This window comes from Streptomyces sp. NPDC057623, from assembly GCF_042800355.1.
Taxonomy (GTDB): domain Bacteria; phylum Actinomycetota; class Actinomycetes; order Streptomycetales; family Streptomycetaceae; genus Streptomyces.
The window spans coordinates 36191-62541 of record NZ_JBHVGZ010000018.1 but is presented as its reverse complement, the minus strand read 5'-3'; the positions used below and the strand labels follow the sequence as shown (position 1 = coordinate 62541).

At 71.6% G+C, this 26351-nt stretch carries 23 protein-coding genes; 11 read left to right on the top strand and 12 right to left on the bottom strand.

Annotated features, from left to right (window positions below; genetic code table 11):
- Positions 1-73 precede the first annotated feature (73 nt).
- From ACFU95_RS20340 to ACFU95_RS20325, 4 genes are all read right to left on the bottom strand, one after another.
- A complete protein-coding gene (locus ACFU95_RS20340) occupies positions 74-505 on the bottom strand; it encodes a helix-turn-helix transcriptional regulator (protein ID WP_383829417.1) in 432 nt (143 codons plus the stop codon).
- Between the two features lie 186 nt (positions 506-691).
- On the bottom strand, positions 692-3055 hold the full coding sequence (locus ACFU95_RS20335) for an ATP-binding cassette domain-containing protein (RefSeq protein ID WP_383829176.1): 2364 nt from the start codon (positions 3053-3055) through the stop codon (positions 692-694).
- Positions 3056-3126: 71 nt separating this feature from the next.
- Positions 3127-3537 (bottom strand): VOC family protein, encoded by a 411-nt coding sequence (locus ACFU95_RS20330; RefSeq protein ID WP_383829173.1) that lies wholly within the window; start codon positions 3535-3537, stop codon positions 3127-3129.
- 187 nt (positions 3538-3724) lie between these two features.
- Complete coding sequence (locus ACFU95_RS20325; protein ID WP_383829170.1) at positions 3725-4459, bottom strand: FadR/GntR family transcriptional regulator; 735 nt, start codon at positions 4457-4459, stop codon at positions 3725-3727.
- A 267-nt stretch (positions 4460-4726) separates the two neighbouring features.
- On the opposite strand from ACFU95_RS20325, the gene ACFU95_RS20320 reads away from it, so the two are divergent.
- Genes ACFU95_RS20320 through ACFU95_RS20300 form a run of 5 tightly spaced genes read left to right on the top strand, consistent with a single transcriptional unit; the run spans position 4727 to position 11268 of the window.
- The gene (locus ACFU95_RS20320; RefSeq protein ID WP_383829167.1) at positions 4727-6355 is read left to right on the top strand and encodes an ABC transporter substrate-binding protein; all 1629 of its coding nucleotides are present in this window, start codon (positions 4727-4729) and stop codon (positions 6353-6355) included.
- A 17-nt stretch (positions 6356-6372) separates the two neighbouring features.
- On the top strand, positions 6373-7332 hold the full coding sequence (locus tag ACFU95_RS20315) for an ABC transporter permease (protein ID WP_383829164.1): 960 nt from the start codon (positions 6373-6375) through the stop codon (positions 7330-7332).
- Positions 7329-9317 (top strand): dipeptide/oligopeptide/nickel ABC transporter permease/ATP-binding protein, encoded by a 1989-nt coding sequence (locus ACFU95_RS20310; RefSeq protein WP_383829161.1) that lies wholly within the window; start codon positions 7329-7331, stop codon positions 9315-9317. The genes ACFU95_RS20315 and ACFU95_RS20310 overlap by 4 nt, the downstream gene beginning before the upstream one ends.
- Positions 9314-10336, top strand: a complete 1023-nt coding sequence (locus tag ACFU95_RS20305; protein WP_383829158.1) for an oligopeptide/dipeptide ABC transporter ATP-binding protein — start codon at positions 9314-9316, stop codon at positions 10334-10336. The genes ACFU95_RS20310 and ACFU95_RS20305 overlap by 4 nt, the downstream gene beginning before the upstream one ends.
- The gene (locus tag ACFU95_RS20300) at positions 10333-11268 is read left to right on the top strand and encodes a dihydrodipicolinate synthase family protein (protein ID WP_383829155.1); all 936 of its coding nucleotides are present in this window, start codon (positions 10333-10335) and stop codon (positions 11266-11268) included. Before ACFU95_RS20305 ends, ACFU95_RS20300 begins: the two co-directional genes overlap by 4 nt.
- A gap of 41 nt (positions 11269-11309) precedes the next feature.
- On the opposite strand, the gene ACFU95_RS20295 is transcribed toward ACFU95_RS20300, so the two are convergent.
- Together ACFU95_RS20295 and ACFU95_RS20290 are read right to left on the bottom strand one after the other, a co-directional pair.
- Positions 11310-11759 (bottom strand): hypothetical protein, encoded by a 450-nt coding sequence (locus ACFU95_RS20295; protein WP_383829152.1) that lies wholly within the window; start codon positions 11757-11759, stop codon positions 11310-11312.
- Positions 11760-11826: 67 nt separating this feature from the next.
- Positions 11827-12222 (bottom strand): hypothetical protein, encoded by a 396-nt coding sequence (locus ACFU95_RS20290; RefSeq protein WP_383829149.1) that lies wholly within the window; start codon positions 12220-12222, stop codon positions 11827-11829.
- 232 nt (positions 12223-12454) lie between these two features.
- Here ACFU95_RS20290 and ACFU95_RS20285 point away from each other — a divergent pair, with 232 nt between their 5' ends.
- Positions 12455-13381 carry a helix-turn-helix domain-containing protein gene (locus ACFU95_RS20285; protein ID WP_383829146.1) on the top strand — a complete coding sequence of 309 codons (927 nt, stop codon included), beginning with the start codon at positions 12455-12457 and terminating at the stop codon, positions 13379-13381.
- On the opposite strand, the gene ACFU95_RS20280 is transcribed toward ACFU95_RS20285, so the two are convergent.
- Genes ACFU95_RS20280 through ACFU95_RS20265 form a run of 4 tightly spaced genes read right to left on the bottom strand, consistent with a single transcriptional unit; the run spans position 13362 to position 18677 of the window.
- A complete protein-coding gene (locus ACFU95_RS20280) occupies positions 13362-14576 on the bottom strand; it encodes an exo-alpha-sialidase (protein ID WP_383829143.1) in 1215 nt (404 codons plus the stop codon). The genes ACFU95_RS20285 and ACFU95_RS20280 overlap by 20 nt on opposite strands.
- A gap of 48 nt (positions 14577-14624) precedes the next feature.
- Positions 14625-15284: a response regulator gene (locus tag ACFU95_RS20275; RefSeq protein ID WP_383829140.1), complete on the bottom strand. Its 660-nt coding sequence runs from the start codon at positions 15282-15284 to the stop codon at positions 14625-14627.
- Entirely contained in the window at positions 15281-16534 is a 1254-nt protein-coding gene (locus ACFU95_RS20270) for a sensor histidine kinase (protein WP_383829137.1), read from the bottom strand. Before ACFU95_RS20270 ends, ACFU95_RS20275 begins: the two co-directional genes overlap by 4 nt.
- Before the next feature lie 46 nt (positions 16535-16580).
- On the bottom strand, positions 16581-18677 hold the full coding sequence (locus tag ACFU95_RS20265; RefSeq protein WP_383829134.1) for an MMPL family transporter: 2097 nt from the start codon (positions 18675-18677) through the stop codon (positions 16581-16583).
- 209 nt (positions 18678-18886) lie between these two features.
- Between ACFU95_RS20265 and ACFU95_RS20260 the strand changes: the two genes are divergently transcribed.
- The gene (locus tag ACFU95_RS20260) at positions 18887-19309 is read left to right on the top strand and encodes a DUF6234 family protein (RefSeq protein WP_383829130.1); all 423 of its coding nucleotides are present in this window, start codon (positions 18887-18889) and stop codon (positions 19307-19309) included.
- A gap of 10 nt (positions 19310-19319) precedes the next feature.
- Here ACFU95_RS20260 and ACFU95_RS20255 read toward each other — a convergent pair whose 3' ends face one another.
- Positions 19320-20018, bottom strand: a complete 699-nt coding sequence (locus ACFU95_RS20255; protein WP_383829127.1) for a TerB family tellurite resistance protein — start codon at positions 20016-20018, stop codon at positions 19320-19322.
- A gap of 261 nt (positions 20019-20279) precedes the next feature.
- Positions 20280-22028, bottom strand: coding sequence for a 2-isopropylmalate synthase (leuA, locus tag ACFU95_RS20250; RefSeq protein ID WP_383829124.1), 1749 nt, complete (start codon positions 22026-22028; stop codon positions 20280-20282).
- A 320-nt stretch (positions 22029-22348) separates the two neighbouring features.
- Here leuA and ACFU95_RS20245 point away from each other — a divergent pair, with 320 nt between their 5' ends.
- Genes ACFU95_RS20245 through ACFU95_RS20230 form a run of 4 tightly spaced genes read left to right on the top strand, consistent with a single transcriptional unit; the run spans position 22349 to position 26335 of the window.
- The gene (locus tag ACFU95_RS20245) at positions 22349-23419 is read left to right on the top strand and encodes a M4 family metallopeptidase (protein ID WP_383829122.1); all 1071 of its coding nucleotides are present in this window, start codon (positions 22349-22351) and stop codon (positions 23417-23419) included.
- Between the two features lie 21 nt (positions 23420-23440).
- A complete protein-coding gene (locus tag ACFU95_RS20240; protein ID WP_383829120.1) occupies positions 23441-23707 on the top strand; it encodes a protealysin inhibitor emfourin in 267 nt (88 codons plus the stop codon).
- A gap of 46 nt (positions 23708-23753) precedes the next feature.
- On the top strand, positions 23754-25097 hold the full coding sequence (locus tag ACFU95_RS20235) for a GH1 family beta-glucosidase (protein WP_383829118.1): 1344 nt from the start codon (positions 23754-23756) through the stop codon (positions 25095-25097).
- Positions 25094-26335 (top strand): MFS transporter, encoded by a 1242-nt coding sequence (locus ACFU95_RS20230; RefSeq protein WP_383829116.1) that lies wholly within the window; start codon positions 25094-25096, stop codon positions 26333-26335. Before ACFU95_RS20235 ends, ACFU95_RS20230 begins: the two co-directional genes overlap by 4 nt.
- Positions 26336-26351 lie beyond the last annotated feature (16 nt).

Here is a 26351-nt window from a genome sequence, read left to right as displayed (position 1 = left end):
CTCCGGTCCGGGGGATCGGTCCGCGGAAGGGACGGGCGGGGGGCGCCGCACCGGGGACGGCCCCCCCGGCCCGTCATGACTTCCGCGGCCGCGGCTCGCCGACCGGCACCGCTCCGTTGACCGCGGCCGCCAGGCTGAACGGCGCCTCCCGGTTCCGCAGCGGCCTGGTCACCTGCTTCGCCACGCATGACGGAATGCCGGCCGTCGCGTCCGCCGCGTCCGCCGACTGCCGCCGGTAGGCGCTCGGCGACATGCCGACCAGCTCCGTGAACCGTGTGCTGAAGGTGCCCAGCGACGAACAGCCGACCTCGAAGCACACCTCGGTGACGCTGAGGTCGCCGCGGCGCAGCAGGGCCGTCGCGCGCTCGATGCGCCGCGTCATCAGGTAGCCGTACGGCGACTCGCCGTAGGCGGCCTTGAACTCTCGGCTGAGGTGCCCTGCCGACATGTGCACGCCCCGCGCGAGCGCCTCGACGTCCAGCGGCCGCGCGTACTCCCGGTCCATCCGGTCGCGGACGCGGCGCAGCGCGACGAGGGTGCGAAGGCGCTGCTCCTCGGAGGTCGAGTGGTGGGACGGCACACCCGTATCCTCCCGGGCCGCCTCCCACCTCGTCCACTCCCGCTCCCGCGTCTGGCGGGAGCGGGACGAGAGCAGGGCCATCACCGGTGTCGAGGTGAGACACATCGCGGGTCAGCCGCCGACGTAGGCCGCGAGGTGCTCACCGGTGAGGGTGGAGCGCTCGGCGACGAGGTCGGCGGGGGTGCCCTCGAAGACGATCCGGCCGCCGTCGTGGCCGGCGCCGGGGCCGAGGTCGATGATCCAGTCGGCGTGTGCCATGACGGCCTGGTGGTGCTCGATGACGATGACCGACTTGCCGGAGTCGACGAGCCGGTCGAGCAGACCGAGCAGCTGCTCGACGTCGGCGAGGTGGAGGCCGGTGGTCGGCTCGTCGAGGACGTACACGCCGCCCTTGTCGCCCATGTGCGTGGCCAGTTTCAGCCGCTGCCGCTCGCCGCCGGACAGGGTGGTCAGCGGCTGGCCGAGGGTGAGGTAGCCGAGGCCGACGTCCGCCATCCGCTCCAGGATCCTGTGGGCCGCCGGGGTGCGTGCCTCACCGGCGCGGAAGAACTCCTCGGCCTCGGTCACGGGCATCGCGAGCACCTCGCTGATGTCCCGGCCGCCGAAGCGGTACTCCAGCACCGACGCCTCGAAGCGCTTGCCCTCGCACTCCTCGCAGGTGGTCGCGACGCTCTGCATGATCGCCAGGTCGGTGTAGATGACCCCGGCGCCGTTGCAGGTGGGGCAGGCGCCCTCGGAGTTGGCGCTGAACAGCGCCGGCTTCACGCCGTTGGCCTTGGCGAAGGCCTTGCGGATCGGGTCGGCCAGTCCGGTGTACGTCGCCGGGTTGCTGCGCCGGGAGCCGCGGATCGGCGTCTGGTCGACCGAGATCACGCCCTCGTCGGCGGGGATGGAGCCGTGCACGAGGGAGCTCTTGCCGGAGCCGGCGACACCGGTGATGACGGTGAGGACGCCGAGCGGGATGTCGACGTCGACGCCCTGGAGGTTGTTCGCCGTGGCGCCGCGGATCGCGAGCGTGCCGGTGGCCTTGCGGACGGTCTCCTTCAGCGTGGCCCGGTCGCCGAGATGGCGCCCGGTGACGGTGTCGCTCCCCCGCAGCCCCGCCAGGGTGCCCTCGAAGCAGACGGTGCCGCCCGCCGAGCCGGCGCCGGGGCCGAGATCGACGACATGGTCGGCGATGGCGATCGTCTCCGGCTTGTGCTCCACCACCAGCACGGTGTTGCCCTTGTCCCGCAGGCGCAGCAGCAGGTTGTTCATCCGCTGGATGTCATGGGGGTGCAGGCCGATCGTCGGCTCGTCGAAGACGTACGTCACGTCGGTGAGCGAGGACCCGAGGTGGCGGATCATCTTGGTGCGCTGCGCCTCGCCGCCGGAGAGCGTGCCGGAGGCGCGGTCGAGCGAGAGATAGCCGAGGCCGATCTCCACGAAGGAGTCGAGGGTGTGCTGGAGCTTGGCGAGCAGCGGCGCCACGGAGGCGTCCTTCAGTCCCCGGGCCCACTCCGCCAGGTCGCGGATCTCCATCGAGCAGGCGTCGGCGATGTTGACCTTGCCGATCTTCGAGGAGCGGGCGAGCTCGCTCAGCCGGGTTCCGTCGCAGTCGGGGCACCGGGCGAAGGTGACCGCACGGTCCACGAAGGCCCGGATGTGCGGCTGCATCGACTCGCGGTCCTTGGAGAGGAAGGACTTCTGGAGCTTGGGGATCAGCCCCTCGTAGGTGAGGTTGACGCCGTTGATCTTGACCTTGGTCGGCTCGCGGTAGAGGAAGTCGTGCCGCTCCTTCTTGGTGTACTTCCGGATCGGCTTCTCCTTGTCGAAGAAACCCGACTCGGCGATGACCCGCACGACCCACCCGTCCCCGGTGTAGGTGGGAATCGTGAACGGATCCTCGGAGAGCGACTTCGAGTCGTCGAAGAGCTGGGTGAGGTCGATGTCGGAGACCGTGCCCCGGCCCTCGCAGTGCGTGCACATGCCGCCGGTGCGGCTGAAGCTGACCTTCTCGGTCTTGGTCCTGTCGGCGCCGCGGTCGATGGTGAACCCGCCGCTCGCCGAGACCGAGGCGACGTTGAAGGAGTACGCGCCGGGCGGGCCGATGTGCGGCTTGCCGAGCCGGCTGAAGAGGATGCGCAGCATCGCGTTGGCGTCGGTGGCGGTGCCGACGGTGGAGCGGGGGTCCGACCCCATCCGCTGCTGGTCGACGGTGATCGCGGTGGTCAGGCCGTCGAGTACGTCGACCTCGGGCCGCGCGAGGTTCGGCATGAACCCCTGGAGGAAGGCGCTGTAGGTCTCGTTGATCAGCCGTTGCGACTCGGCGGCGATCGTGTCGAAGACGAGCGAGCTCTTGCCCGACCCGGAGACACCGGTGAACACCGTCAGCCGGCGCTTCGGGATCTCGATGCTGACGTCCTTGAGGTTGTTCTCGCGAGCGCCGTGTACCCGGATCAGGTCGTGGCTGTCGGCAACGTGCGGCTCGGTCATCGTGAAGTCTCCATCTACAGCTCGGTCGGGAACGTTGCCGGTCAGGGCGCGGGGCGGGAGAGTGGGTGGGCTCAGCCCCGGGCCTGGATACGGATCAGGTTGCCCGCGGGGTCGCGGAAGGCGCAGTCGCGGATGCCGTACGGCTGGTCGGTCGGCTCCTGGACGACCTCGGCGCCGCTCGCCTGCACCTTCTCGAAGGTGGCGTCGACGTCGGAGGTGGCGAACAGGATCCAGCCGTAGGTTCCCTTGGCCATCATCTCGGCGATGGTGCGGCGCTCGTCCTCGGTGATGCCGGGGTCGGCGGCGGGGGGCGCGAGGAGGAGGGACGTGCCGGGCTGGCCGACGGGGCCGACCGTGATCCAGCGCATCTTGCCCTGGCCGACGTCGGTACGGACCTCGAAGCCGAGGGCGTCGCGATAGAAGGCGAGGGAGGCTTCCGGGTCGTCGTGCGGGAGGAAGCTGGCGTGAATGCTGATGTCCATGCCCGTCACGCTAGCCGTGGCAGGGTGCCGACGCTTCTCGATTCCTGACGCCCTTCCGAGGGGCTGGGTTTCTCAGCCCGTCCGGCGTTTGAGGACGAGGCCCTTTCGGGGCCGAAAGCGGGGGTCTGGGGGCGGCAGCCCCCAGGGACGGGACGGGTAGGGGCGGCGGGGGCGAGGAAAGCCGGCGTTACCCGACCCCCCGCGCCCCCTGCCCGGCCCGCGCAGCGATCCCGCGGAAATGGACGGACATCGCCCGCTGCGCCCCCTCCACGTCCCGTGCCCGCAGGGCCGTCACGATGTCCCGGTGCCGGCGGGCGGTGAGGTCGGGGGACGGATCGTCGGGGCGGCCCCGGGCACCGGAGACCCGCCGGAACACCGTCCAGAACGCGGCCAGCAACTGCGGCACGAGATCGTTGCCGAGCGAGGCGTACAGCAGCTCGTGGAACTCCCGGTCCAGGTCGGGAAAGGCCCGCCCCACCCGCCCCGCCGCCTCCATCCGGGACACGACCGACTCCAGCCGGTCCAGCTCCCCCTCGGTCACCGTCGCCGCCACCCGCCGGATCAGCCCCTCCTCCAGCACCTCCCGCACTTGAAGGATCTCGGCGAGCGCACCGGAGTCGTCATGGTCGTGCCGGGCGAGTGTGCGAAAGGTCAGGCCGTCGATCAGCGGCGTGAGCGAGGCATGGCCGACATACGTCCCGTAGCCGTGTCGGATCTCCACGATGTCGAGGGCCTGGAGCGCCTTGAGCGCCTCGCGGACGGAGTTGCGGCTGACGCCGAGGTCCTCCATGAGCTCGGCCTCGGTGGGCAGGAGGGCACCGGCCCGGAGCCTGCGGTCGATGATCAGCTGCATGACCTGGCGCTGGATCCGGCTGTTCGTGGACTCCTCGGACGGACGACTGTTCCTGGGCTGCCCGGGCATGCCGGGCATGGTACGCGCACCCGGACGTCCCACGTCCCATGTCCGTGAAACACCGACCTGACAGGGGGTCAACTCGCGCCATTTCACAGCGCCATTGGTCCGACCTGTGGCAGATGCGCCATTCGTGTGAGATCCCTTGACCGCCCCCACCACCCCACCTATGGTCGCGCTGACCGGAGGACGTAGGACGTCGTATCTCCCCCCCACTCTCCCCCGGACCACTGCACGAACCCATCGCCGGAGCACACACCATCCGCTGGAGGACCCGTGCGCGACGTGACCCACGACGTGCCGGCGCTGCACCGCCGGTCGTTCCTCAAGTACACCGGCACGCTGGGCGCGGCCGCCGCCGTCTCCGCGTCGCTGTCGGCCTGTTCGTCGGGGCCGGAGTCCACCAACGAGACCGGCGGAGGCGGTGGCCGGGACCGGACGCTGACGGCGGTCATCGGCTACGGCAACGACGGCAGCTGGGACCCCACCCAGACGGCGTCGGCCTTCTGCATGGCCGCCAACAACCACATCTACGAGGGCCTGCTCGACACCGACCCGATCTCCCGGGAGCCGTACGCCGCGCTCGCGACCCAGGTGCCGGCCGACCCGAACGCCACGACCTGGAAGTTCACCCTGCGCGCGGGCGCGAAGTTCCACGACGGCAAGCCGGTCACGGCCGACGACGTGGTCTTCGTCTTCGACCGGATCCTCGACCCGAAGACGCAGACCCTCGCCAAGGGGTTCTTCGCGAGCTGGCTGAAGGAAGTGCGCAAGACCGACGCCCAGAGCGTCGAGCTGGTGCTCAAGTTCCCCTTCCCGGACGGGATCTCCCGGCTCACCCTGGCCAAGATCATGCCGAAGCACGTCTTCTCCCTGCCGGGCGCCTGGGAGGACGCGATCAAGGGCAAGGCGATCGGCTCGGGGCCGTACCGGCAGACCGCGCACCACCCGAAGTCCAACACCACCTTCGAGGCGTTCGCCGACTACAACGGCCCGCGCAAGGCCGCCTTCAAGAAGATGAACTGGCTGACGATCGTGGACGCGGCGCCGCGCGTGGCGAGGATCTCCGGTGCCAGTGCCGGTGCGCAGATCGCCGACAACATCCCGTACGCCAACATCCAGCAGCTGGAGAGCGGCGGGCTCACCGTCGCGGGCGGCGCCGGGATGAACAACCTCTTCCTGATGTTCAACACCAGGCACAAGCCCTTCGACGACGTACGCGTGCGCCAGGCGCTGCACTACGCCGTCGACACCGGCAAGATGATCGAGGTCGCCCTCAAGGGGCACGGGAAGCCGTCGAGCTCCTTCCTCAACGAGGCCAACCCCAGCTACCGGCGCGCGAAGACCGTCTACGACCACGACCCGGACAAGGCGAAGGCGCTGCTGAAGGAGGCCGGGGTCAGCGGGCTGGAGATCGAGATCCTGGCCGTCAACGTGAGCTGGATCGTGGACTGTCTGCCGACCATCAAGGCGTCCTGGGACGCGATCGGCGTCAAGACGACCCTGTCCCCGCAGGAGACCACGGCCGTCTTCACCAAGATGGACCAGAAGCAGGACTACCAGGTGGTCGCCGCCGCCTCCAACCCCAACCAGTTCGGCCTCGACGCCGACCTGATCATGCACTACAACTACGGCCCCGAGAACCTGTGGATGCAGTACACGCGGTGGGCCGGCGACCCCGTCGCCAAGGCGCTGTTCAAGGACATGGACCGGGCCACGCAGGAGGCGGACACCGAGAAGAAGAAGACGATGGTCCAGGACTACATCGACGTCGTCGCCGAGCAGGCCGTGCTCTACCCGGTCGTCCACAACGAGCTGATGACGGCCTGGAACGCGAGGCAGCTCACCGGCATAAGGGCACAGCCGTATCCCGGCATCAACCTCCTCCAGGCCAAGTGGTCCTAGGGCGTAGGAGTTCCTGAGTGGTCACCGTCATCAGGATCCTCGCCCGTCGCGTCGCGCTGCTCGTGCCGCTGATGCTCGGCATCGTGCTGTTCGTGTTCCTGGTCATGCGGTTCTCGGACGTCGACCCGGCGTCCGCGTTCTTCCAGGGCGCGAACCCCACCGCCCAGCAGCTGCACGACTTCCGCGAGGAGAACGGCCTGCTGGATCCCCTCCCCGTCCGCTACGTCGCCTTCATCGCCGATCTGCTCCACGGCGACCTGGGCGTCAGCGCCCTGACCCGGGCGCCGGTCGTCGACCAGGTCATGACCGCGCTGCCGCTCACCCTCCAGCTGACCTTCCTGGGCCTCGGCATCGCGGTCGTGCTGTCGCTCCTCGGCGGCGTGACGGCGGCCATCTACCGCGACCGCCTGCCCGACCAGGTCATCCGCGTCGTCTCCCTCACCGGGGTGGCCGCCCCGGGCTTCTGGCTGGCGCTGCTGATGATCCAGTACCTGGCCGTCGACCTCGGCTGGTTCCCGACCGGCGGCTACATCAACCCGGCCGACTCCGTCACCGGCTGGCTGAAGACCATGACCCTGCCCGCCCTCGCGCTGTCGCTGCCGGTGGCGGCGCAGCTGACGCGGATCGTGCGCACCGCGGTGGTGGAGGAGCTGGACAAGGACTACGTCCGCACGGCGATCGGCAGCGGGCTGCCGCCGCGGGTGGTGGTCGGCCGGAACGTCCTCAGGAACGCGCTCATCAACCCGCTGACCGTGCTGGGCCTGCGCGTCGGCTATCTGCTGGGCGGCGCGGTCGTCATCGAGACGATCTTCTCCCTGCCCGGGATGGGGAAACTGATGATCGACGCCGTGAAGAACGGTGACCCGGCGGTCGTCCAGGGCGTCGTCCTCACGACGGCCACCGGTTTCGTGGTCGTGAACCTCGTCATCGACATCCTGTATCTGCTGGTCAACCCGCGCCTGCGGGAGGCGACGTGACGTTCGACCGCAAGCGCCTGGCCGAGGCGCTGTCCCGGCCCGGCATCCGGCTGCGCGGCTGGCGTCGGCTGCCGGCGCTGTCGAGGATCGCGACCTGCTTCCTCGCGGTCGTGGTCCTGCTGGCCCTGTTCGCCCCGCTGCTCGCGCCGCACGACCCGCTCGACCAGCAGCCGCCCGTCGACGGCACCGGACACCCGTCCGCCGACCACTGGATGGGCCAGGACAGCCTCGGCCGGGACATCCTCAGCCGGCTGATGTACGGCGCCCGCTGGTCGCTGGCGATCGGGCTCGGCGCGACCGGGCTCGCGCTCGTCGTGGGAGCTCTGCTCGGCGCCGTCGCGGCCACCTCGCGCAAGGCGGTCGACGAGACGCTGATGCGCTGCCTGGACGTGGTGATGGCGTTCCCGGGCATCGCGCTGGCCGCCGTGCTCGTCGCGGTCTTCGGCGGCGGCATCACCGTCCTGATCTGCGCGATCGCCTTCCTGTTCACGCCTCCGGTGGCGCGGGTGGCGCGGGCGAACGTCCTCGACCAGTACGGCGAGGACTATGTGACGGCGGAACGGGTCATCGGTGCCCGCACGCCCCACATCGTCATCAGGCACGTGGCGATCAACTGCGCCGCCCCGGTGCTGGTGTTCTGCACCGTGCAGGTGGCGGAGGCGATCGTCTTCGAGGCGTCGCTGTCCTTCATCGGCGCGGGCGTGCGGCCGCCGGACCCCTCCTGGGGCAGTGTCATCGCCGACGGCAAGAACATGGTGCTGACCGGCGGATGGTGGGCGACCGTGTTCCCGGGCCTGCTGATGCTGCTGACGGTGCTCTCGCTGAACATCCTCTCCGAGGGCGTCTCGGACGCGTGGGCGGCACCGTCGGCACGCGAGGTCGACGTACGGGACGACGACGACCGGCTGGAGGCAGCGGAGCCGGGCGGCGGTGAGGTGCTCCAGCTGCCGGGCCTGACGCAGGCGGCGGCACGGCTGCGGGCACGGGCCCGCCCGTTGCCGGAGGGGCAGCTGCCGGTGCTCGCGGTGGAGCACCTGACGATCGGCTTCGAGGGCCGTCATGCCGGCGTGGACATCGTCGACGGCATCAGCTTCGAGGTGCGGCCCGGTGAGGTGCTGGGCCTGGTCGGCGAGTCGGGCTGCGGCAAGTCGCTGACGGCTCTCGCGGTGATGGGCCTGGAACCGAAGGACGCCCGGGTGCGCGGCCATGTCCGGTTCGACCAGCGGCAGTTGGTGGGCGAGCCGATGCGCGTACGCCGCAGGCTGCTGGGCCACGAGATGGCGATGATCTACCAGGACGCCCTGTCGTCCCTGAACCCGGCGATGACGATCCGTGCCCAGCTCAAGCAGGTCGTACGCCGCGGCGGCCGCCGCAGCCCCGACGAACTGCTGACGATGGTCGGCCTGGACCCCGAACGCACCCTGCGCAGCTACCCGCACGAGCTCTCCGGCGGCCAGCGCCAGCGCGTCCTGATCGCCATGGCCCTGTCCCGCGACCCGAAGCTGATCGTCGCCGACGAGCCGACGACCGCGCTGGACGTCACCGTGCAGGCGCAGGTCATGGAGCTGCTGCTGAGGCTGCGGGAGGAGCTGGGCTTCGCCCTGGTCCTGGTCTCGCACGACCTCGCGCTGATCGCGGACGTCACCGACCGGGTGGTCGTGATGTACGGCGGCCAGATCGTGGAGACCGGTGTGACCGCCGACCTGGTGGAGGCGCCGGCGCACCACTACACGCGCGGCCTGCTGGGCAGCGTGCTGTCCCTGGAGTCGGCCCAGGAGCGGATGACGCAGATCAGGGGCGTGGTCCCCTCCCCGGCGGACTTCCCGGCGGGCTGCCGCTTCGCCGACCGCTGCCCGCTGGCGAGCGAGGTGTGCCGGACGACGGCACCGGACCTGGTGGGAACGCCGGCCCACACGGCGGCCTGCCACCACCCGGCGGTCCTGCTGGCGCCGACGGATCGCGAAGAGAGCGGGGTCGTCCAATGAACGCGCTGGTGGAGCTGTCGGACGCGCACGTCGTGCACAGGGCGCGCAGCGGCGGGCTGTTCACACGGGACAGGGTGTACGCCCTGACCGGCGCCGATCTCACCATCGCGCCCGGCGAGACGGTGGGCGTGGTCGGCGAGTCGGGGTGCGGCAAGTCGACGCTGGCGAAGGTGCTGGTGGGCGTGCAGCGGCCGACGTCCGGCACGGTGGCCCTGCGGGGCCGGGACCTGTGGGCGATGAGCCCGGCCGAGCGCAGGACGGCGGTCGGCGCGGGCACCGGGATGATCTTCCAGGATCCGTCGACGGCACTGAACCGCCGTCTGCCGGTCCGGCGGGTGCTGCGGGACCCGCTGGACGTGCACGCCCGCGGCACCAGGTCCCAACGCGAGGCGCGGGTGCGGGAGTTGATGTCCCTGGTCGGGCTGCCCCGCGCGCTCGCCGAGGCCCTCCCCGGCCAGCTGTCGGGCGGACAGCGCCAACGCGTCGCGATCGCCCGGGCGTTGGCCCTGGACCCCGGGCTGGTGGTGGCGGACGAGCCGACGAGCGCACTGGACGTGTCGGTCCGGGCCCAGATCCTGAACCTCCTCCTGGACCTCAAGGAGCGGCTGGGCCTGGCCCTGGTCTTCGTCTCCCACGACATCCAGACGGTACGCCGGATGAGCGACCGCGTGATCACGATGTACCTGGGCCGGATCGTCGAGGAGGCCCCGGCGACGGGGGTCACCGACGGCTCCCGGCACCCGTACACCCGGGCCCTGTTCTCCGCGACCCCCGGCCTGCTGGACCCCATCGACCCGATCCCGCTGGTCGGCCCGGTCCCGTCGGCGACCCGGCCGCCGAGCGGGTGTCCCTTCCGGACGCGGTGCTGGAAGGCGGACGGGGTGTGCGCGCGGGAGATGCCGGGCTTCTCGGCCGCGTCGAGCGCGGAGCACCGTTACAGGTGCCACCATCCGGTGGAGGAGGGCGAGGCCACCCGCGACCTCGTACGACAGAGCCACCACCTGAGGGAGCCTTCATGACCATCCCCACCCCGCTCACCGGAGTCGTCCCACCCGTCTGCACGCCCCTGACACCGGACCGCGAGGTGGACGTCCCGTCCCTGCTCAGGCTGATCGACCATCTGGTGGAGGGCGGGGTGCACGGCCTGTTCGTGCTCGGCTCGACGTCGGAGGTGGCGTTTCTGACGGACCGGCAGCGGCGGCTGGTGGTGGAGTCGGCGGTGGGACACGTGGGCGGCCGGCTTCCGGTCCTGGCCGGCGTGATCGACATGACGACGCCGAGGGTCCTGGACCACGTACGGGAGGTCACGGCGGCGGGTGCGGACGCCGTGGTGGCGACGGCGCCCTTCTACGCCCGCACCCACCCCGCCGAGATCGCCCGCCACTACCGCCTTCTCGCCGCGGCCTGTCCGGTCCCCGTCATCGCCTACGACATCCCGGCCGCCGTCCACACCAGACTCCCCGCCGACGTGGTCCTCGACCTCGCCGCCGAGGGCACGCTGACCGGTCTGAAGGACTCCAGCGGCGACCTGGCGGGTTTCCGTGAGGTCGTCGTCGGCGCCCGCACCCGTCCCGACGTGCACGGCTTCAGCGTGCTGACCGGCTCCGAGCTCGTCATCGACGCGGCGCTCGCGATGGGCGCGGACGGGGCGGTGCCGGGGCTCGCCAACGTCGATCCGGCGGGGTACGTCCGTCTCGACCGCCTGTACCGGTCCGGCGACCTGGAGTCGGCCCGGGCCGAACAGGAGCGGCTGTGCGGGCTGTTCGGCATGGTGACCGTCGGGGACCCCGGGCGGATGGGCGGCAGCTCGTCGGCGCTGGGCGCGTTCAAGGCGGCGCTGCATCTGCGAGGGGTCATCGACTGTCCGGCGACGGCGGAGCCCCAGGTGCCGCTGTCGCCGGAGGAAGTGGAGCGGGTGGGGAAGTTCCTCGCGGGGGCCGGGCTGCTCTAGACAGCCCGGCCCCGTCCCCCGTCCCCCGTCCCCCCTCGGCCCTAGCTCATGGAGTCGGAGGCGCAGCGGGATCCGCTGTCCCACGGGTACTTCTTGCCCAGGCAGACGTACACGCGGACCGTCCCGCTGCCCGTCGCGTTGGACTCCCACCAGATGGGCTGCCCACCGGAGGTGGAGGTGTCGTCGGTCTCGAGCGGGCCGTAGCGGCCGTTCGCGTCCATGACGTACGCACGGGCCGCGGCACCGTCGGCCTGGTGGTCCTGCACGTAGTTGTAGTAGCCGTCGTCGAAGTAGGCGTGTCCGCTGCCGGGCTTGCACACGGTCGCCTGCACGGTGCCGCCGGACAGCCCCTGGGAGTTGGCCACGGTGGCGCGCAGCGTCTCGCAGCGGACGGCGGCGTGGGCCTGGGCCGGCAGCGCGACACCGAGAGCGAGCAGGGCCGTGGTCACTCCGGTCAGCGAGGCCGCGGCCCGCCAAGTACCTCTTGCCATCGTTGGCGTCCTTTCGGTCGGTTTTCCTGGTGGTCGGTGGTCGGTGGTCGGTGTCGGTGCCCGCGGGTCAGGCGGCCCAGCTGCCGGTGGACTTCGCGTCGGAGCGGAACTCGAAGGCGAACAGGGCGCCGTCCCGCACGTTCGTGGCGATCACCTTCCACTGCCCGGCGCGGGCGAGCCTGTACTTCTCCTGGCACTCCAGGCGGCCGTCGGTCTCGAAGCAGACCTTCACGTACCGGTTCGTGTTGGGCTTGATGTTGATGTCGGTGCACGCGCCGGAGGTGCTGAACAGATCGCCCGCCGGGAGCCAGTTCGTTCCGGCCGGCTTGTGGTAGCTGTTCGCGCTGCCGTAGCAGGAGGCCGGCGCGATGTCGCGGGCCTGGGCCGCCGGTGCGAGGCCGATGGCGCCGCCCGCCAGCACGGCTGAGATCGTGGTCGCGGCGATGCGCTGACGCATGGGCATGACATGTCCCCCTGGAATCGACGGTTCGGGTGGATGCTCCGGCCGGGGCAGCACCGAGCCTGCTGGGGCGGGCCGGGCGGGAACAAGGGCCGTCGCTGTCCCGGACAACCCACCCGCTGTCCGGCCTGGTCAGCGCCTTGTCCGGGTCTTCCGCGGACCTTGTCCGGATCATGGGGACGGTGGCGGGAAACGGGATTGTGCGACCGTTCGGGCAGGGCCGACGATGTGCGACATGGAGACCAGGGGGGATGCGGGGCCTCAACAGGCGCGTGACACCGCCGAGTTCACCGCCGCCATGCGGGGGCTCAAGGAACGGGCGGGGCTGACGTACCGCCAGTTGGAGGAGCGGGCCGCCGAGCACGGCGAGGTGCTGCCGCGCAGCACCCTGGCCGATGTGCTGCGCGGCCGGACCCTGCCCCGCCCGGAACTGCTGGCCGCCTTCGTCCGCGCCTGCGGGGACGGGGAACGGGCGGCGCAGTGGCTGGCAGCCCGGGACGACCTCGCCCGAGGGAAGGTCGCCGAAGACATGGGCGCGGCTCCGAGGCGGGGCGTCCACCTCGGCGCCCGGGTGCTCGGGGTTCCGCTCCTGCCGGCGTCGGCGGTCCTGGTGGCGCTCGTGACCGCCGCCGTCTGGGCCCTGGTCCCCTCCCGGGACGACGGCGACCGGAAGAGCGCGGGGGGCGGAGGCGTCGCCGCGACCGACGCACGGTCCCCGTTGCCCCGGGGCCGCACGCAGATCCTTCCGGCGCTGACGAACGGCCTCTGCCTGACGGACGGTTACGGCAGCCGGTACACGTCACTGGTCGCCGTGCAGCGGCCGTGCGACGAGGTCGCGCCCCAGGAGACCACGCTGGTTCCGCTCGGCGGGAACACCTTCCGGATCCGCTGGTACCACCCGGACCACGGCCCCGGCTGTCTGACGGCGCTGGCCGAGGGGCCGGGCGTCGGACTGCTGGAGCCGTGGGACGACTGCGGACGGACGACCCCGTTCCGGATCGAGCCGGCCGGGCCGGACGGAAGCCGGCGGTACTCGCTGCGTGTCGACGGCCGGGGCTGCGTGGCCATCCGGGACGCGGACACCTCGGAGGGAGCCGAGGCCCTGGTGGAGCCGTGCCGCCCGAAGGACAGCCAGGTCTTCGTCATCCGGTCGGCGCCGTGACGGCCCCCTGGAGCCCGTCGGCCGGCAGCCTGCGGAACTCGATCGACTCGTACGGCCCCGTCACCCCGGTCTCGTACAGGATCCCGACCGTGTGCCGGCCGAGCGGCACCAGGTCGGAGTAGGCCGCGCGCCGATGGGAAAGCGTCAGCGCCTTGGTGAAGGTCGCTCCGCCGTCGGCGCTCCGCCAGACGGCCATCGACTGCCGGGCGGTCGGTACGGACGGGCCGGAGAAGATCAACGGGGCTCCCGCACCGGGCAGTTGGAGGACGCTGCCCTCCACCACCGGGACGTCGTTCAGCGTGGGCTGGACGGTGTACGGACGGTCCAGGGTCTCGCCGCCGTCACCGGAGTGGCTGTCGAGGCGGTTGCCGGTACTCGTGCCGAGCTGGTCCCGGGAGTTGAAGTACAGCCTGCCGTCGGGGAGTTCGGCGGCCGTGGACTCGTTGGCGTTGCTGACACCGTCGTAGGAGTCGTCCACGAAGCCCAGCCGCCAGGTCCGCCCGCCGTCGTCGCTGTGGATGGCGTGGGCGCCGTAGTACCTGGGCTCCTGGCCGGTGTCGGCCGAACCCGGCGCGGGGGCCACCGAGTGGTTCGACGCGACGACCAGCCGTCCCGCGTACGGCCCGCGCCGGAGCGCGACCGCGTGGCCCGGCCCCGTCGCGTACCACCGCCAGTTCGACGGCTTCACCTGCGTCGTGATGTCGCGCGGCGCCGTGAAGTGGCGGCCGTCGTCAAGGCTGCGCTGGACGAACACCCGCCGGCTCTGCTCCGGCGTCGCCTCGCCCCGCATGATCTGCGCCTCCGTCACATCACCGCTGTTGTAGGACGTGACCAGCACGACCGCACCGGTGACCGGGTCCACCACCGGCGCCGGATTGCCCCGGGTGTCCCCCTCCCCGGCGGCGACCACCGTCACCGGCCCCCAGGTGCAGCCGCCGTCGTGGGAGCGTCTGAGGACGACATCGATGTCGCCGGTGTCGCCCGCGCCGTCGTGCCGGCCCTCGGCGAAGGCCAGCACCGTGCCGCGGGGGGTCGTGATCGTCGCGGGGATGCGGTACGTGTCGTAATCGCCCTGGCCCGAGCGGTACGGGACGGAGGACGTGCAGCCGGGGTCCGCCGAGGCGGTACCGGCCGTGGCGAGCGGGGTGGTCAGCAGGACCGCGGTGACGAGGAGCGTGCGGCTCAGGACGGCCATCGAGTTCCCTCGGGTTCCCTTGACGGAGTGTCAGCATTGACCTGTCCGTCACAGACTTCCCGGCGTCACCATCCCCGACTCGTACGCCACGATGACCAGCTGTGCCCGGTCCCGCGCCCCCAGCTTCCCCATGATGCGGCTGACGTGGGTCTTCGCCGTCAGCGGGCTCAGCCCCAACGCCTCGGCCACCTCGGTGTTGTTGAGGCCGCGCGCGACCAGGGCCAGCACCTCGCGCTCACGCTCGGACAGGCATGCGGGCCCGGCCGTCGTGGGGGCGGAGGGGCTGCGCAGGAACCGCTCGATCAGCCGTGCGGTCGGGCCCGGCGACAGCAGGGAGTCGCCCGCCGCCACCGTGCGGATGGCGTCGAGGAGTTCGGCCGGGCGGGTGTCCTTGACGAGGAATCCGGAGGCACCGGCGCGCAGCGCGTCCACGATGTTCTCGTCGGTGTCGTAGGTGGTGAGGACCAGGACCCGCACCCCGGCCAGGTCCTCGTCCGCCGCGATCAGCCGGGTCGCCTCGATGCCGTCCAGGTCGGGCATGCGGATGTCCATCACGACGAGGTCGGCGCGGGCGCTGCGGGCCAGTTCCGCCGCCTGCCGGCCGGTGGCCGCCTGGCCGACGACCGCCATGTCGGGCGCCGACTCGACCAGCATGGCGAACGCCTCCCGTACGAGTGTCTGGTCGTCCGCGAGCAGGACGCGGATCATCGCTCCCCTCCCCCGTCGGCGACGAGGTCGGCTCCGACCGGCAGCACGGCGCTCACCTCGAAACCCCCCTTGTCACGCGGTCCGGCGTCGAGTGTGCCACCCACGCTGCGCGCCCGCTCCCGCATGCCGACGAGACCGTAGCCGGGGGCCTGCGCGCCGGGCTCGGGGCAGGGGCCGTCGTCGCTGACCGACAGGTGCAGGGCGCCGCGCTGCTCGTACAGCTCGACGCGTACGTCCGGTGCCGGGCCCGCGTGCCGGACCACGTTCGTCAGCGCCTCCTGCACGATCCGGTACGCGGCCGCCCCCACGGCGGGCGGCGCCTGCCGCACCCGTACCGTCGACTCGACCCGCGCCCCCGCGAGGCGTGCCGCCGCCACCAGGTCCGGCACCCCGTCGAGACCGGGCAGCGGGCCGCGCGTCTCGCCCGCGACGCCCTGTTCGCGCAGGACTTCCAGCGTCGTACGGAGTTCACCGCGGGCCGTGCGGCAGGTGTCGGCGATGTCGTCGAGGGACTTGGCGACAGCCTGGCGGTCCAGCCGTTCCGGGTCCGCCGCCAGGACGTGCGCGGCCACCGACGTCTGCACGCCGATGAGGGTGATGCTGTGGGCCAGCAGGTCGTGCAGGTCGCGGGCGATGCGCAGGCGCTCCTCGGCGACCCGGCGGCGGGCCTCCTCCTCGCGGGTGCGTTCGGCGCGCTCGGCGCGTTCGACGATGGAGGCCACGTACCGGCGGTAGTAGCGCACGTCGATGCCGCAGAAGAGGAACGCGAAGACCCAGCCGGAGATCCGCAGGAGCTCCATCGTCCCGTCGGGGTTGGTGACGGCGTTGAGGATCAGCGTCACACCGAGGACGGCGGCGCCGATGAGCAGGGTGCGGCGTACCGTGCCGGTCGCGGCGACCGTGTACAGCACCACCATGGTCGCGAAGATGGGCGCGCCGTGGTTGTTCTCCAGGGCGTGGTACGGCGCGATGCAGACCATCACCGCGAGCAGGGCCGGCACCGGACGGTGGCGCCGCCACACCAGGGGCACGTGGGCGGCGAGCAGCAGGGTCCAGCCGAGCGCGTCGGGGCGCATCCCCTGGTCGCCGAGCAGGGCCGTGGCGGTGGCGAGGACGGCCCCTGCCACGGCGAGCAGCGCGTCGTTGCGGGTGCGGTGCGGGGCGGTCAGGGGGTCGCGGTTGATCGCGGCCATGGCCCGCTCGCCGAGGCGGGGCCGCCGGGCTGTCGTGGTTGCCTGCACGGGGTTCATCTTCCGGGACGGCGGCGCCCCTCCGGGAGGGAGGGGCGCCGGTCGGTCAGGGGACGGAGACCGCCACGGGCTCCGGTTCCTTCGGCGGGACGGGCGGTCGGGGCCCGTCGGGTGCGCGGGAGAGCGGGCCCGGCCACCACACCTTGCGTCCCAGGGCCACGCTCGCGCTGGTCACCAGGTAGGTGCGTACCAGGAACGTGTCGAGCAGGACGCCCACCGCGATGACGAAGCCCAGCTCGACGAGTTGCACCAGCGGCATGCTGGTGAGCACCGCGAAGGTGGCGGCGAGGACGAGCCCGGCGGAGGCGATGACGCCGCCCGTCGTGCGCAGCGCGGTGAGCGCGGCCGACGCCGGTTCGACGCCGTTCAGGCACTCCTCGCGCATCCGGTGCATCAGGAAGATGCCGTAGTCGACGCCGAGCGCCACCAGGAACACGAAGGAGAGCAGTCCCAGCCCCGGATCGGTGCCCTCGAAGCCGAAGAGCGGCCCGAAGACGAGTCCGGCGATGCCGAGCGCCGCGCCCCACACCGCGACCACGGCCGCCACCAGGATCAGCGGCGCGACGAGCGAGCGCAGCAGGGCGACCAGGACCAGCAGCACGGACAGCAGCACGATCGGCACGACGACCAGCCGGTCCCGGGCGTTGGTGTCCTTCAGGTCGATCTGCTCGGCGCTCGGTCCGCCGACGTAGGAACCGTCCAGCTTGTCGCGCAGGGCCTCGATGGTGGCGCTCTCCCCGGCGGACTGGGGCGGTGCGGTGGCGAGGACGGAGATCTCCGTCCAGCCGTCTCCGGTACGTCCTTCCCGCGCGCTGTCGACGCCCCGGGTGTCGCGGATCGACGCGAGGGTGGCCTCCGCGCGGTCGTGCGGCGTGATGACGCTGATGGGCTGGGTGCCGCGCTCGGGGTAGGCCCTGGCGAGCGTCTCCATGGCGGTGACCGCGTCGGGTTTGCTGGTGAAGGAGTCCTCCTGCTTGAGGCTGCCGGGCAGATTCAGGACGCCGAGCGCGAGCGCGCCGAGCAGGACGGCACCGGCGGCGAGGACGGTGAGCGGCCGGCGTCCGGCGGAGCCGCCCATGGCGGTGAACAGGGACCGGCGGGCCTTGGGCGTGCTGCCGTAGCGCGGCACGAGCGGCCAGAACACGCGCCGGCCGAGCAGCACGAGGATCGCGGGCAGCAGCGTCAGCATGGCGGCGAGCGCGCACAGCACCCCGACGGTGCCGAGCGGGCCCATGCCCCGGCTGGAGTTGAGATCGGCGGCGAGCAGGCACAGCAGTCCGGCGGCGACGGTGCCGGAGGAGGCGAGCACGGCGGGCCCGCAGCCCTTGAGCGCGGCGACCATGGCGTCGTACGGCCGCTCGATGCGCCGTAGTTCCTCCCGGTACCGCGAGACGAGCAGCAGGGCGTAGTCGGTCCCGGCCCCGAACACGAGGATCGTCATGATCCCGGAGCTCTGGCCGGACACGGACGTCCCGAACCCCTGGTTGAGCCCGTAGGCGACGCCCATGGACAGATAGTCGGCGATGCCCGCGACGGCGAGCGGGACGAGCCACAGGAACGGGCTGCGGTAGATGAGGATCAGCAGCAGCGCGACCACGGCGGCCGTGGTGTAGAGCAGCGGTCCGTCGAGCGAGTTGTAGACCTCGCTGGCGTCGGTGGCGAGCGCGCCGGGCCCGCCCACGTCGACGCTCAGCCCGTCGTCGCCCCGCGCGATGTCCCGTACGTCGCCCACGAGCGCGTCACGGGCCTCCTCGTCCTGCCCCGGCTCGGTGCTGGCGACCGGGTACATCAGCGTGGTGCCGTCCCGGGACGGGATGCCCTCCGGTTCCCCGGTGAGCCGGTGCGCGCCGGCGATCCGGTCGATCTGCTCGGCGGCGGTCGCCCTGTCCCCGGCGGTCAGTCCCCCGTCCCGGTGGTAGACGACCACCATCTCGGTGGCCTCGCCACCCGGCAGCCGGTCCTCGATGCTGGCCACCTGCGTGGAGTCGGCGCTCGCGGGCAGATAGTCGACGGCACGGTCCCGCTGGACGTCCGCCAGCTTCGACGCGAACGGTGAGGCGAGCGCCAGTACGGCGATCCACAGCCCCAGCACGAGCCAGGGCACGGCCACCCGTCGCCGTGTACTTGTCCTTGCGGCCCCCATCTGACGGGCCTCCCTCCGGTCCGGGATGTCTGGGTCGATTCCAGACTCCCGGCGCGAAGGGGCCGGTTCGTCGGGCGGGAGGGCGAGTTGGGGCCTACTGCCGGGGGCGGCGCGACGGCGCGATTACTCCCTGGGGAGTACGGCGGGACGCGGTGCCTGAGTATCCGTACTCAGGCACCGGCCCTGTTCTCCGGGACATGCTGGCCCCCATGACCGCCCCCGCCGACCTCCCGCGCTTCCGCGGCGCCAATGTGCCGCCCCCGCCCACCGGACGCGGGCGGCTGCCCGTCGCGGCGGACATCGCCCTCGCGGTCGGGCTGCTCGTTCTCGACGCCGTCGGGGTGGTCGCGGCCTTCCTGCTCGGCATCGACGTCAGCGGCGACTGGAGGCCGTTCGACCCGGGCGCGGACAACTCCGACGTCACGCTCACGTTCAGCTGGCTCTACGTGGGGATCGCCGGCGTCGTCGTGCTGCTGACCGCCGCGCTGCCCTACCTGCTGCGGGCCTTCGCCGGCGTGGCACTGCAGGTGCTCGTCGGCATGGTCGTCCTGGTCGCCTCGATGAGCGGCGCACGGTACGACGAGGAGCGCGGAGCCCGGGCCGAGCCGGCCGTGTCCGTGGCGTACCGCTGACGGCCCGGGGCTACGACGGCGTCCGTGCCGCCGCGGCCAGCAGACGGGTCACGTCGTCCGCGCAGATGGTGAGGGCGGCGCCGACCGTCGCGAGGACGTCGCGCTCGGCGGGTGTGTACGGGCCGTCGGCCAGGGCGATGCGTGCCCCCTGGAGCAGGATCGACTCCCGGCCGGGCGGTGCGAGGTGCGGGGCCAGCGGGTCCAGCGCCTCGTGGAGCTCTATGGCCAGCCCGGCGCCGCAGGGCTCGGAGAAGACCCGTCCGGTGTCCGCCGCCAGCGCCTCGACCAGGGCGCCCAGCTGTTCCTCCGTGCAGTCGTCGAAGCCGGCCGCGCGCACGGTGGCCGCCGCGGACTCCAGGGACGGGCGGGCGCAGGTGCCGCCCGCCGCCAGCACGGCGAGGGCGACGGTGTGGACGGAGTCGCGGAGCATCGCGGAGAAGCGGGTGGTGGTCGGATGGTCGAGGACGTCGGTGCCGAAGTGGCGGCGGCAGGCCGCGCACTCCACGACGGGCCCGGTCTCACCGCGCGGCAGCACGGGCACGCCGAGGAAGGTGAAGCGGCGATGTCCGCTCAGCCGCTGGTAGTTGCGGTCTCCTCCGCAGCCGGGGCAGAAGAACTCCCCGTCCCCGACGGCCGACCACGCGGTGCGGGTGCCCAGGATGCGCGCAGCCCTGGCAGCACGGCCGTCTCGTCCCCGTCCTGGCAGCACGTCGCACCTCCGTAACCCCACGGCAACGTCGCCGCGCTTGCGTGATGTTAGCCACATCCAGCAGCCGGAGTCAGCACCCTGGACGAGACCTTTCCGTGACCTGCACAGGTCAATGGCCGGAAATGAGCGGACCCCGCCCACCGAAGTACGGCAGACGGGGCCTTCAAAACGCCGGGCGCGGCAGCGCCGCCAGGGGCGCGGGGAACTGCGCGACAAGCCACAACGGCGCGGCAGCCGATCAACGACCTGTCGCGGCACGTCCTATCGCGGCACTCCCGCGGAGCGCCCCGCCCTGTTGACGGCGGAGACGACCGCCTTCAGCGACGCACGCGTCGTGTTCGCATCGATCCCGATCCCCCACAGAACCTTGCCGTCGATCGCACACTCGATATACGAAGCGGCCTGCGCCGACGCGCCCTCGCTCATCGTGTGCTCCTGGTAGTCCAGCAGCCGTACGTCGATCCCGATGGACTGCAGGGCGTCGAAGAAGGCCGAGATCGGACCGTTCCCAGACCCGGTCAGCACGGTGTCCTGACCGTCGACCGTGGCCTCCACCTTCAGCGTGTCCACACCATCCGTGTCGGTGGTCGACTGGTTGTTCTTGACCTGGACACGCCCCCAGGGGTTCTCCGGGTTCGGCAGGTACTCGTCCTGGAAGACCGACCAGATGGCGCCGCCGGTGACCTCGCCGCCCTCGGCGTCCGTCTTCGCCTGGATCAGCTTCGAGAACTCGATCTGCATCCGGCGCGGCAGGTCCAGCTTGTGGTCGTTCTTCAGGACGTACGCGATACCGCCCTTGCCGGACTGCGAGTTGACGCGGATGACCGCCTCGTACGACCGCCCGACGTCCTTCGGGTCGATGGGCAGGTACGGCACGGCCCACTCGATGTCGTCCACCGTGACGCCCTTGGCGGCCGCGTCGGCCTCCATCGCGTCGAAGCCCTTCTTGATGGCGTCCTGGTGGGAGCCGGAGAAGGAGGTGTAGACCAGGTCGCCCACGTACGGGTGGCGGGGGTGGACCTCCATCTGGTTGCAGTACTCCCACGTGCGACGGATCTCGTCGATGTCGGAGAAGTCGATCTGCGGGTCGACGCCCTGCGAGAACAGGTTCATGCCCAGGGTGACCAGGTCGACGTTGCCGGTGCGCTCGCCCTGTCCGAACAGGCAGCCCTCGACGCGGTCGGCGCCGGCCATCAGCGCCAGCTCGGCGGCGGCGACGGCCGTACCGCGGTCGTTGTGCGGGTGGACGGAGATGACGACGTGCTCGCGGCGCGAGATGTTGCGGCTCATCCACTCGAAGCGGTCCGCGTGCGTGGAGGGGGTCGAACGCTCCACCGTGGCGGGCAGGTTGAGGATGATCTCGCGGCCCGGACCCGGCTGGTAGACGTCCATCACCGCCTCGCAGACCTCCAGCGCGAAGTCCAGCTCGGTGTCGGTGAAGATCTCGGGGCTGTACTGGTAGCCGAACGTCGTGCCATCAGCCTCCGGGCCCAGCAGCTTCTCGGCGTACTCCATCACCAGGCGGGTGCCGTCGACGGCGATCTGCTTGATGTCGTCCTTGGAGCCACGGAAGACGACCCGGCGGAAGACGGGGGCGGTGGCGTTGTACAGGTGGACGGTGGCGCGCCTGGCGCCCTTCAGGGACTCCACCGTGCGCTCGATCAGGTCCTCGCGGGCCTGGGTCAGTACGGAGATGGTGACGTCGTCGGGGATCGCGCCCGGCTCCTCGATGATGGAGCGCACGAAGTCGAAGTCCGTCTGGCCCGACGCCGGGAAGCCGACCTCGATCTCCTTGTAGCCCATCTTGACCAGCTGGTCGAACATCCGGCGCTTGCGCTCGGGCGACATCGGGTCGATCAGGGCCTGGTTGCCGTCACGCAGGTCGGTGGAGAGCCAGCGCGGGGCGGTGGTGACGCGGTTCTGGGGCCAGGTGCGGTCCGGGATGTCGACCTGCTCGTAGCGGCCGTACTTGTGGATCGGCATAGCGCTGGGCTGCTGGCGGTTCGCCATGTTTGCGGGGCTCCTCAGGATGTCCGGAAAGGACGGCCGACGACGCAACGCGAAGCTCCGCGGGGAGGGAGTCGACCTGGACTACAGGCCCTCGCCGCGGCAGCTAAGAAGAAGCAGCCCGAAACGCATGATGCGCAGCATGCTAGCCGAGCCGCTCCCCGTGCGGGGCGTCGTATCAGTATGCGGGACCCGGGGGACGAATAGGGCAAAACGTGTTCCATACCACTTCGTCACGGAGCGTGCCGCTCCCTGTCCGTATATTTCACCAATCATGGTTGCGGGTAGTGACAGCGTGATGACCCGGTGCAAGGGTGCCGGGCATGACGACGAACGGGGGCTTCGAGCCCGTCTTCTGCACCGTCGTACCGCCGCACGTCCTGGACAAGCTGGCACGGAACGACGACCCCGCACTCTCCGGTCCCGCCCGACGGACCCTGATGCGCGACAGCGAACTGCGCGGCAGGCGTCGCGTGACGACCGAGTTCGCCCTCGCGGCCGCCCCGACGGCGAAGGCACCCTCTGACCAGCCGCTGCGCACCATCTACGACGCCGAGCACCGCACCGCCCTGCCCGGCACCGAGGTCCGCGGCGAGGGCGCCGATCCCGGGCAGGACGCCACGGTCAACCGTGCCTACGCCGGGCTCGGCGCCACCTTCGACCTCTTCCTCAAGGCGTACGCCCGGCACTCCATCGACGGCGACGGCCTGCCCCTGGACGCCACCGTCCACTACGACGAGAACTACAACAACGCCTTCTGGAACGGCGAGCAGATGGTGTTCGGCGACGGGGACGGGGAGATCTTCCTCGACTTCACCATCCCGATCGACGTCATCGGCCACGAGCTCAGCCACGGCGTCACCCAGTACACGGCCAACCTCACCTACTACGGCCAGCCCGGCGCGCTGAACGAGTCGATGTCGGATGTCTTCGGCGCCCTCATCAAGCAGTACACGCTCGGCCAGACCGCCGCCGAGGCCGACTGGCTGATCGGCGCCGGACTCCTCGCGCCGAGCGTCACCGGAAAGGCCCTGCGCTCGATGAAGGAGCCGGGCAGCGCGTACGACGACGACGTCCTCGGCAAGGACCCGCAGCCCGCGACGATGGGCGACTACGTCCGCACCGGCCGCGACAACGGCGGTGTGCACATCAACTCCGGCATCCCCAACCACGCCTTCTACCTGGCCGCCACCGCCCTCGGCGGCCACGCCTGGGAGAAGGCGGGGCAGATCTGGTACGACGTCCTGACCGGCGGCGAGCTGTCCGACCGGGCCCTGTTCACCGACTTCGCGGGGCTGACCGTCAAGGCCGCGCGTGAGCGCTTCGGCGACGGCGGCGAGGAGCTCCAGGCCGTGCAGAAGGCGTGGGAGCAGGTCGGGGTGCGGATCCTGTAAGTCCGTACTAGACATTGACCCATGCGTATTCAGGTACGGCGCACGGGTGGGTTCGCGGGCATCGAGCGGCACGCCGAGGTGGACACCTCGGGGCGGCCCGACGCCGAGGAGTGGCACGCCCTGGCCGGACGCGCGGTCGCGTCCGGCCGGGGCACGCCCCCCATCGGGGTCCCGGACGGCTTCAGCTACCAGATCACCGTCGACGGCCGGACGGTGTACTGCGCGGACCCCCGGCTCACGGACGAACAGCGGAAACTGATCTCGCGGGTGCTGAAGGAAGGGGCGTAACGGTCAGTTCACGCCTGGGCGTTGACTTCCGTTACCGCCGGTACGGATGATCCGGCGCATGGCGATCGACGAGCGCGGTGCGACGCACCCGATACCTCAGTTCCCGGCCGGTTTCCTGTGGGGCGTCTCGACGTCCGCCCACCAGATCGAGGGCGCCGCGGACGAGCGCGAGCGGTCCGTGTGGGACGCCTTCACGGCCGAACCGGGCAGCGTGAAGGACGGCTCCACGGCCGAGGTGGCCTGCGACCACTACCACCGCTACCCCGAGGACGTGGCGCTGCTCGCCGGCCTGGGCGTGGACGCGTACCGCTTCTCGGTCTCCTGGCCCCGCGTGAACACCCCGAACGGCCTCGGCTTCTACGACCGTCTGGTCGACGAGCTGTGCGCGGCGGGCGTACAGCCGGTGCCGACGCTCTTCCACTGGGACCTTCCGGTCGGGCTGGACTGGCTCGACCGGGACACGGCCGACCGCCTGGCCGACTACGTGTCCGTGGTGGCCGAGCGCCTGGGCGACCGCGTCCGGAAGTGGATCACCCTCAACGAACCCGCCGAGCACACCCTGCTGGGCCACGCCCTCGGCACCCACGCCCCGGGCAGGCGGCTCCTCTTCGACGCCCTCCCGGTCGCCCACCACCAGTTGCTCGCCCACGGCCAGGCCGTACGGGCCCTGCGCGCGGCCGGCGCGACGGACATCGGGATCGCCAACTCGCACGGACCGACCTGGCCGGCGTCCCAGGAGCAGGCGGACCTGGAGGCGGCGGGCTTCTACGACCTGCTGCTCAACCAGCTGTTCGCCGACCCGCTGCTGCTGGGCGCCTACCCGGACGGCATCGGCGAGCTGATGCCCGGGGACGTCTCGGCGGACCTCAAGGTCATCTCGGAGCCGCTCGACTTCTACGGCGTCAACTACTACGCGCCGACCCGCGTGGGCGCCCCGCAGGGCACCGAGATCGAGTTCGGCGGGGTGACCATGCCGGCCGAACTGCCCTTCTCCGTAAGGGAGGTCGAGGGCGTGCCGACGACGGACTTCGGCTGGCCGATCGTCCCCGAGGGCCTGACGGAACTGCTCAGCGGCTTCCGGGAGCGCTACGGCGACAGGCTGCCGCCGATCGTCATCACCGAGAACGGCTGCTCCGGCGAGGGTGTCGACGACCAGCAGCGGATCGCCTACCTGGACGGCCACATCCGCGCACTGCACCGGGCGATGGAGGCGGGCGTGGACGTACGCGGGTACTTCGTCTGGTCGCTGCTGGACAACTTCGAGTGGGCCGAGGGGTACGCGCGACGGTTCGGGCTGGTGCACGTGGACTTCGAGGACGCGACGACGCTGACGCGGACACCCAAGGCGTCCTACGGCTGGCTGCGGGACGTGCTCCGGGCCCAGGGATGACGGTCGACGCCCTGGCCGATCCGACGGAACGGGTCGGCCGGGGCTGGACGGCCGCGTTGTCGCTGGCCAACGTGGCGATCTGGGTGGGCTGGTACGGCCCGCTCCAGATCCTGCTCGCCCGGCAGTCGGAGGACTTCGCGCCCGGCACGGGAATGTCGAAGGAGACGCTGCTGGCGTGGGTGACGGGCGCGGGCGCGGTCGTCTCGCTGGTGGCCAACCCGCTCTTCGGGGCGCTGTCGGACCGCACCACGGCCCGCTGGGGCCGCCGTACCCCGTGGATCGTGGCCGGCGCGGCGGGCGGCGCGCTGTCGCTGCTGCTGCTCGCCGGGGCGGGCGGGCTGTGGACCATGGCAGCCGGCTGGTGCCTGGTCCAGCTGACCCTGAACGCGGCCTTCGCCGCGGTGACGGCGGCGGTGCCGGACCGCGTGCCGCGGCCGCAACGGGGCGTGGTGGGCGGCTGGCTGGGCGCGGCACAGATCCTCGGAGCGGTCACCGGCACGGGGCTGGCGACCGCGGTGGGCGGGATCGCGGCCGGGTACGCGGCCTGCGCGGTGTTCGCGCTGGCGGGTGTCCTGCCGTACGTGCTGCGGTACGGGGACCTCCGGCTGGGGGCCGCGGACCGGCCGGGCTGGTCCTGGCGCTCGTTCGCGACCGGCTTCTGGCTGAGCCCGCGCCGCTACCCCGACTTCGGCTGGGCCTGGCTGACCCGCTTCCTGATCAACCTCAGCAACGCGCTGGTGATCCTCTACCTGCTGTACTACCTGCGGGACCGCCTCCACCACGACGACCCCGAGCAGGGCGTGCTGATCCTCACCGCGGTGAACAGCGTGACCCTGCTGGCCACCGTCGTGGTGGGCGGCGCCTGGTCGGACCGGGTGGGCCGCCGCAAGCCGTTCGTGGTCTGGTCCGGCGTGCTGATGGCGGCGGCCACGGCCCTGCTCGCCGTCTGGCAGACCTGGCCGAGCGCGATCGTCGTGGCGGCTCTGCTGGGCCTGGGCCTCGGGGTGTTCATGTCGGTCGACTTCGCGCTGATGACGGACGTGCTGCCGAAGGCCCTCGACCGGGGCAAGGACCTCGGCGTCATCAACATCGCCAACGCCCTGCCCCAGGTGGCGGCCCCCGCCCTGGCCGCCCCGATCGTGACGTACCTGGGCGGGTACCGGGTGCTGTACGCGTCAGCGGCGGTGGCGGGCCTGGCGGGGGCGGTGCTGGTGAGCCGTATCAGGAGCGTCGACTAGAACGCCCTGCCTTTGC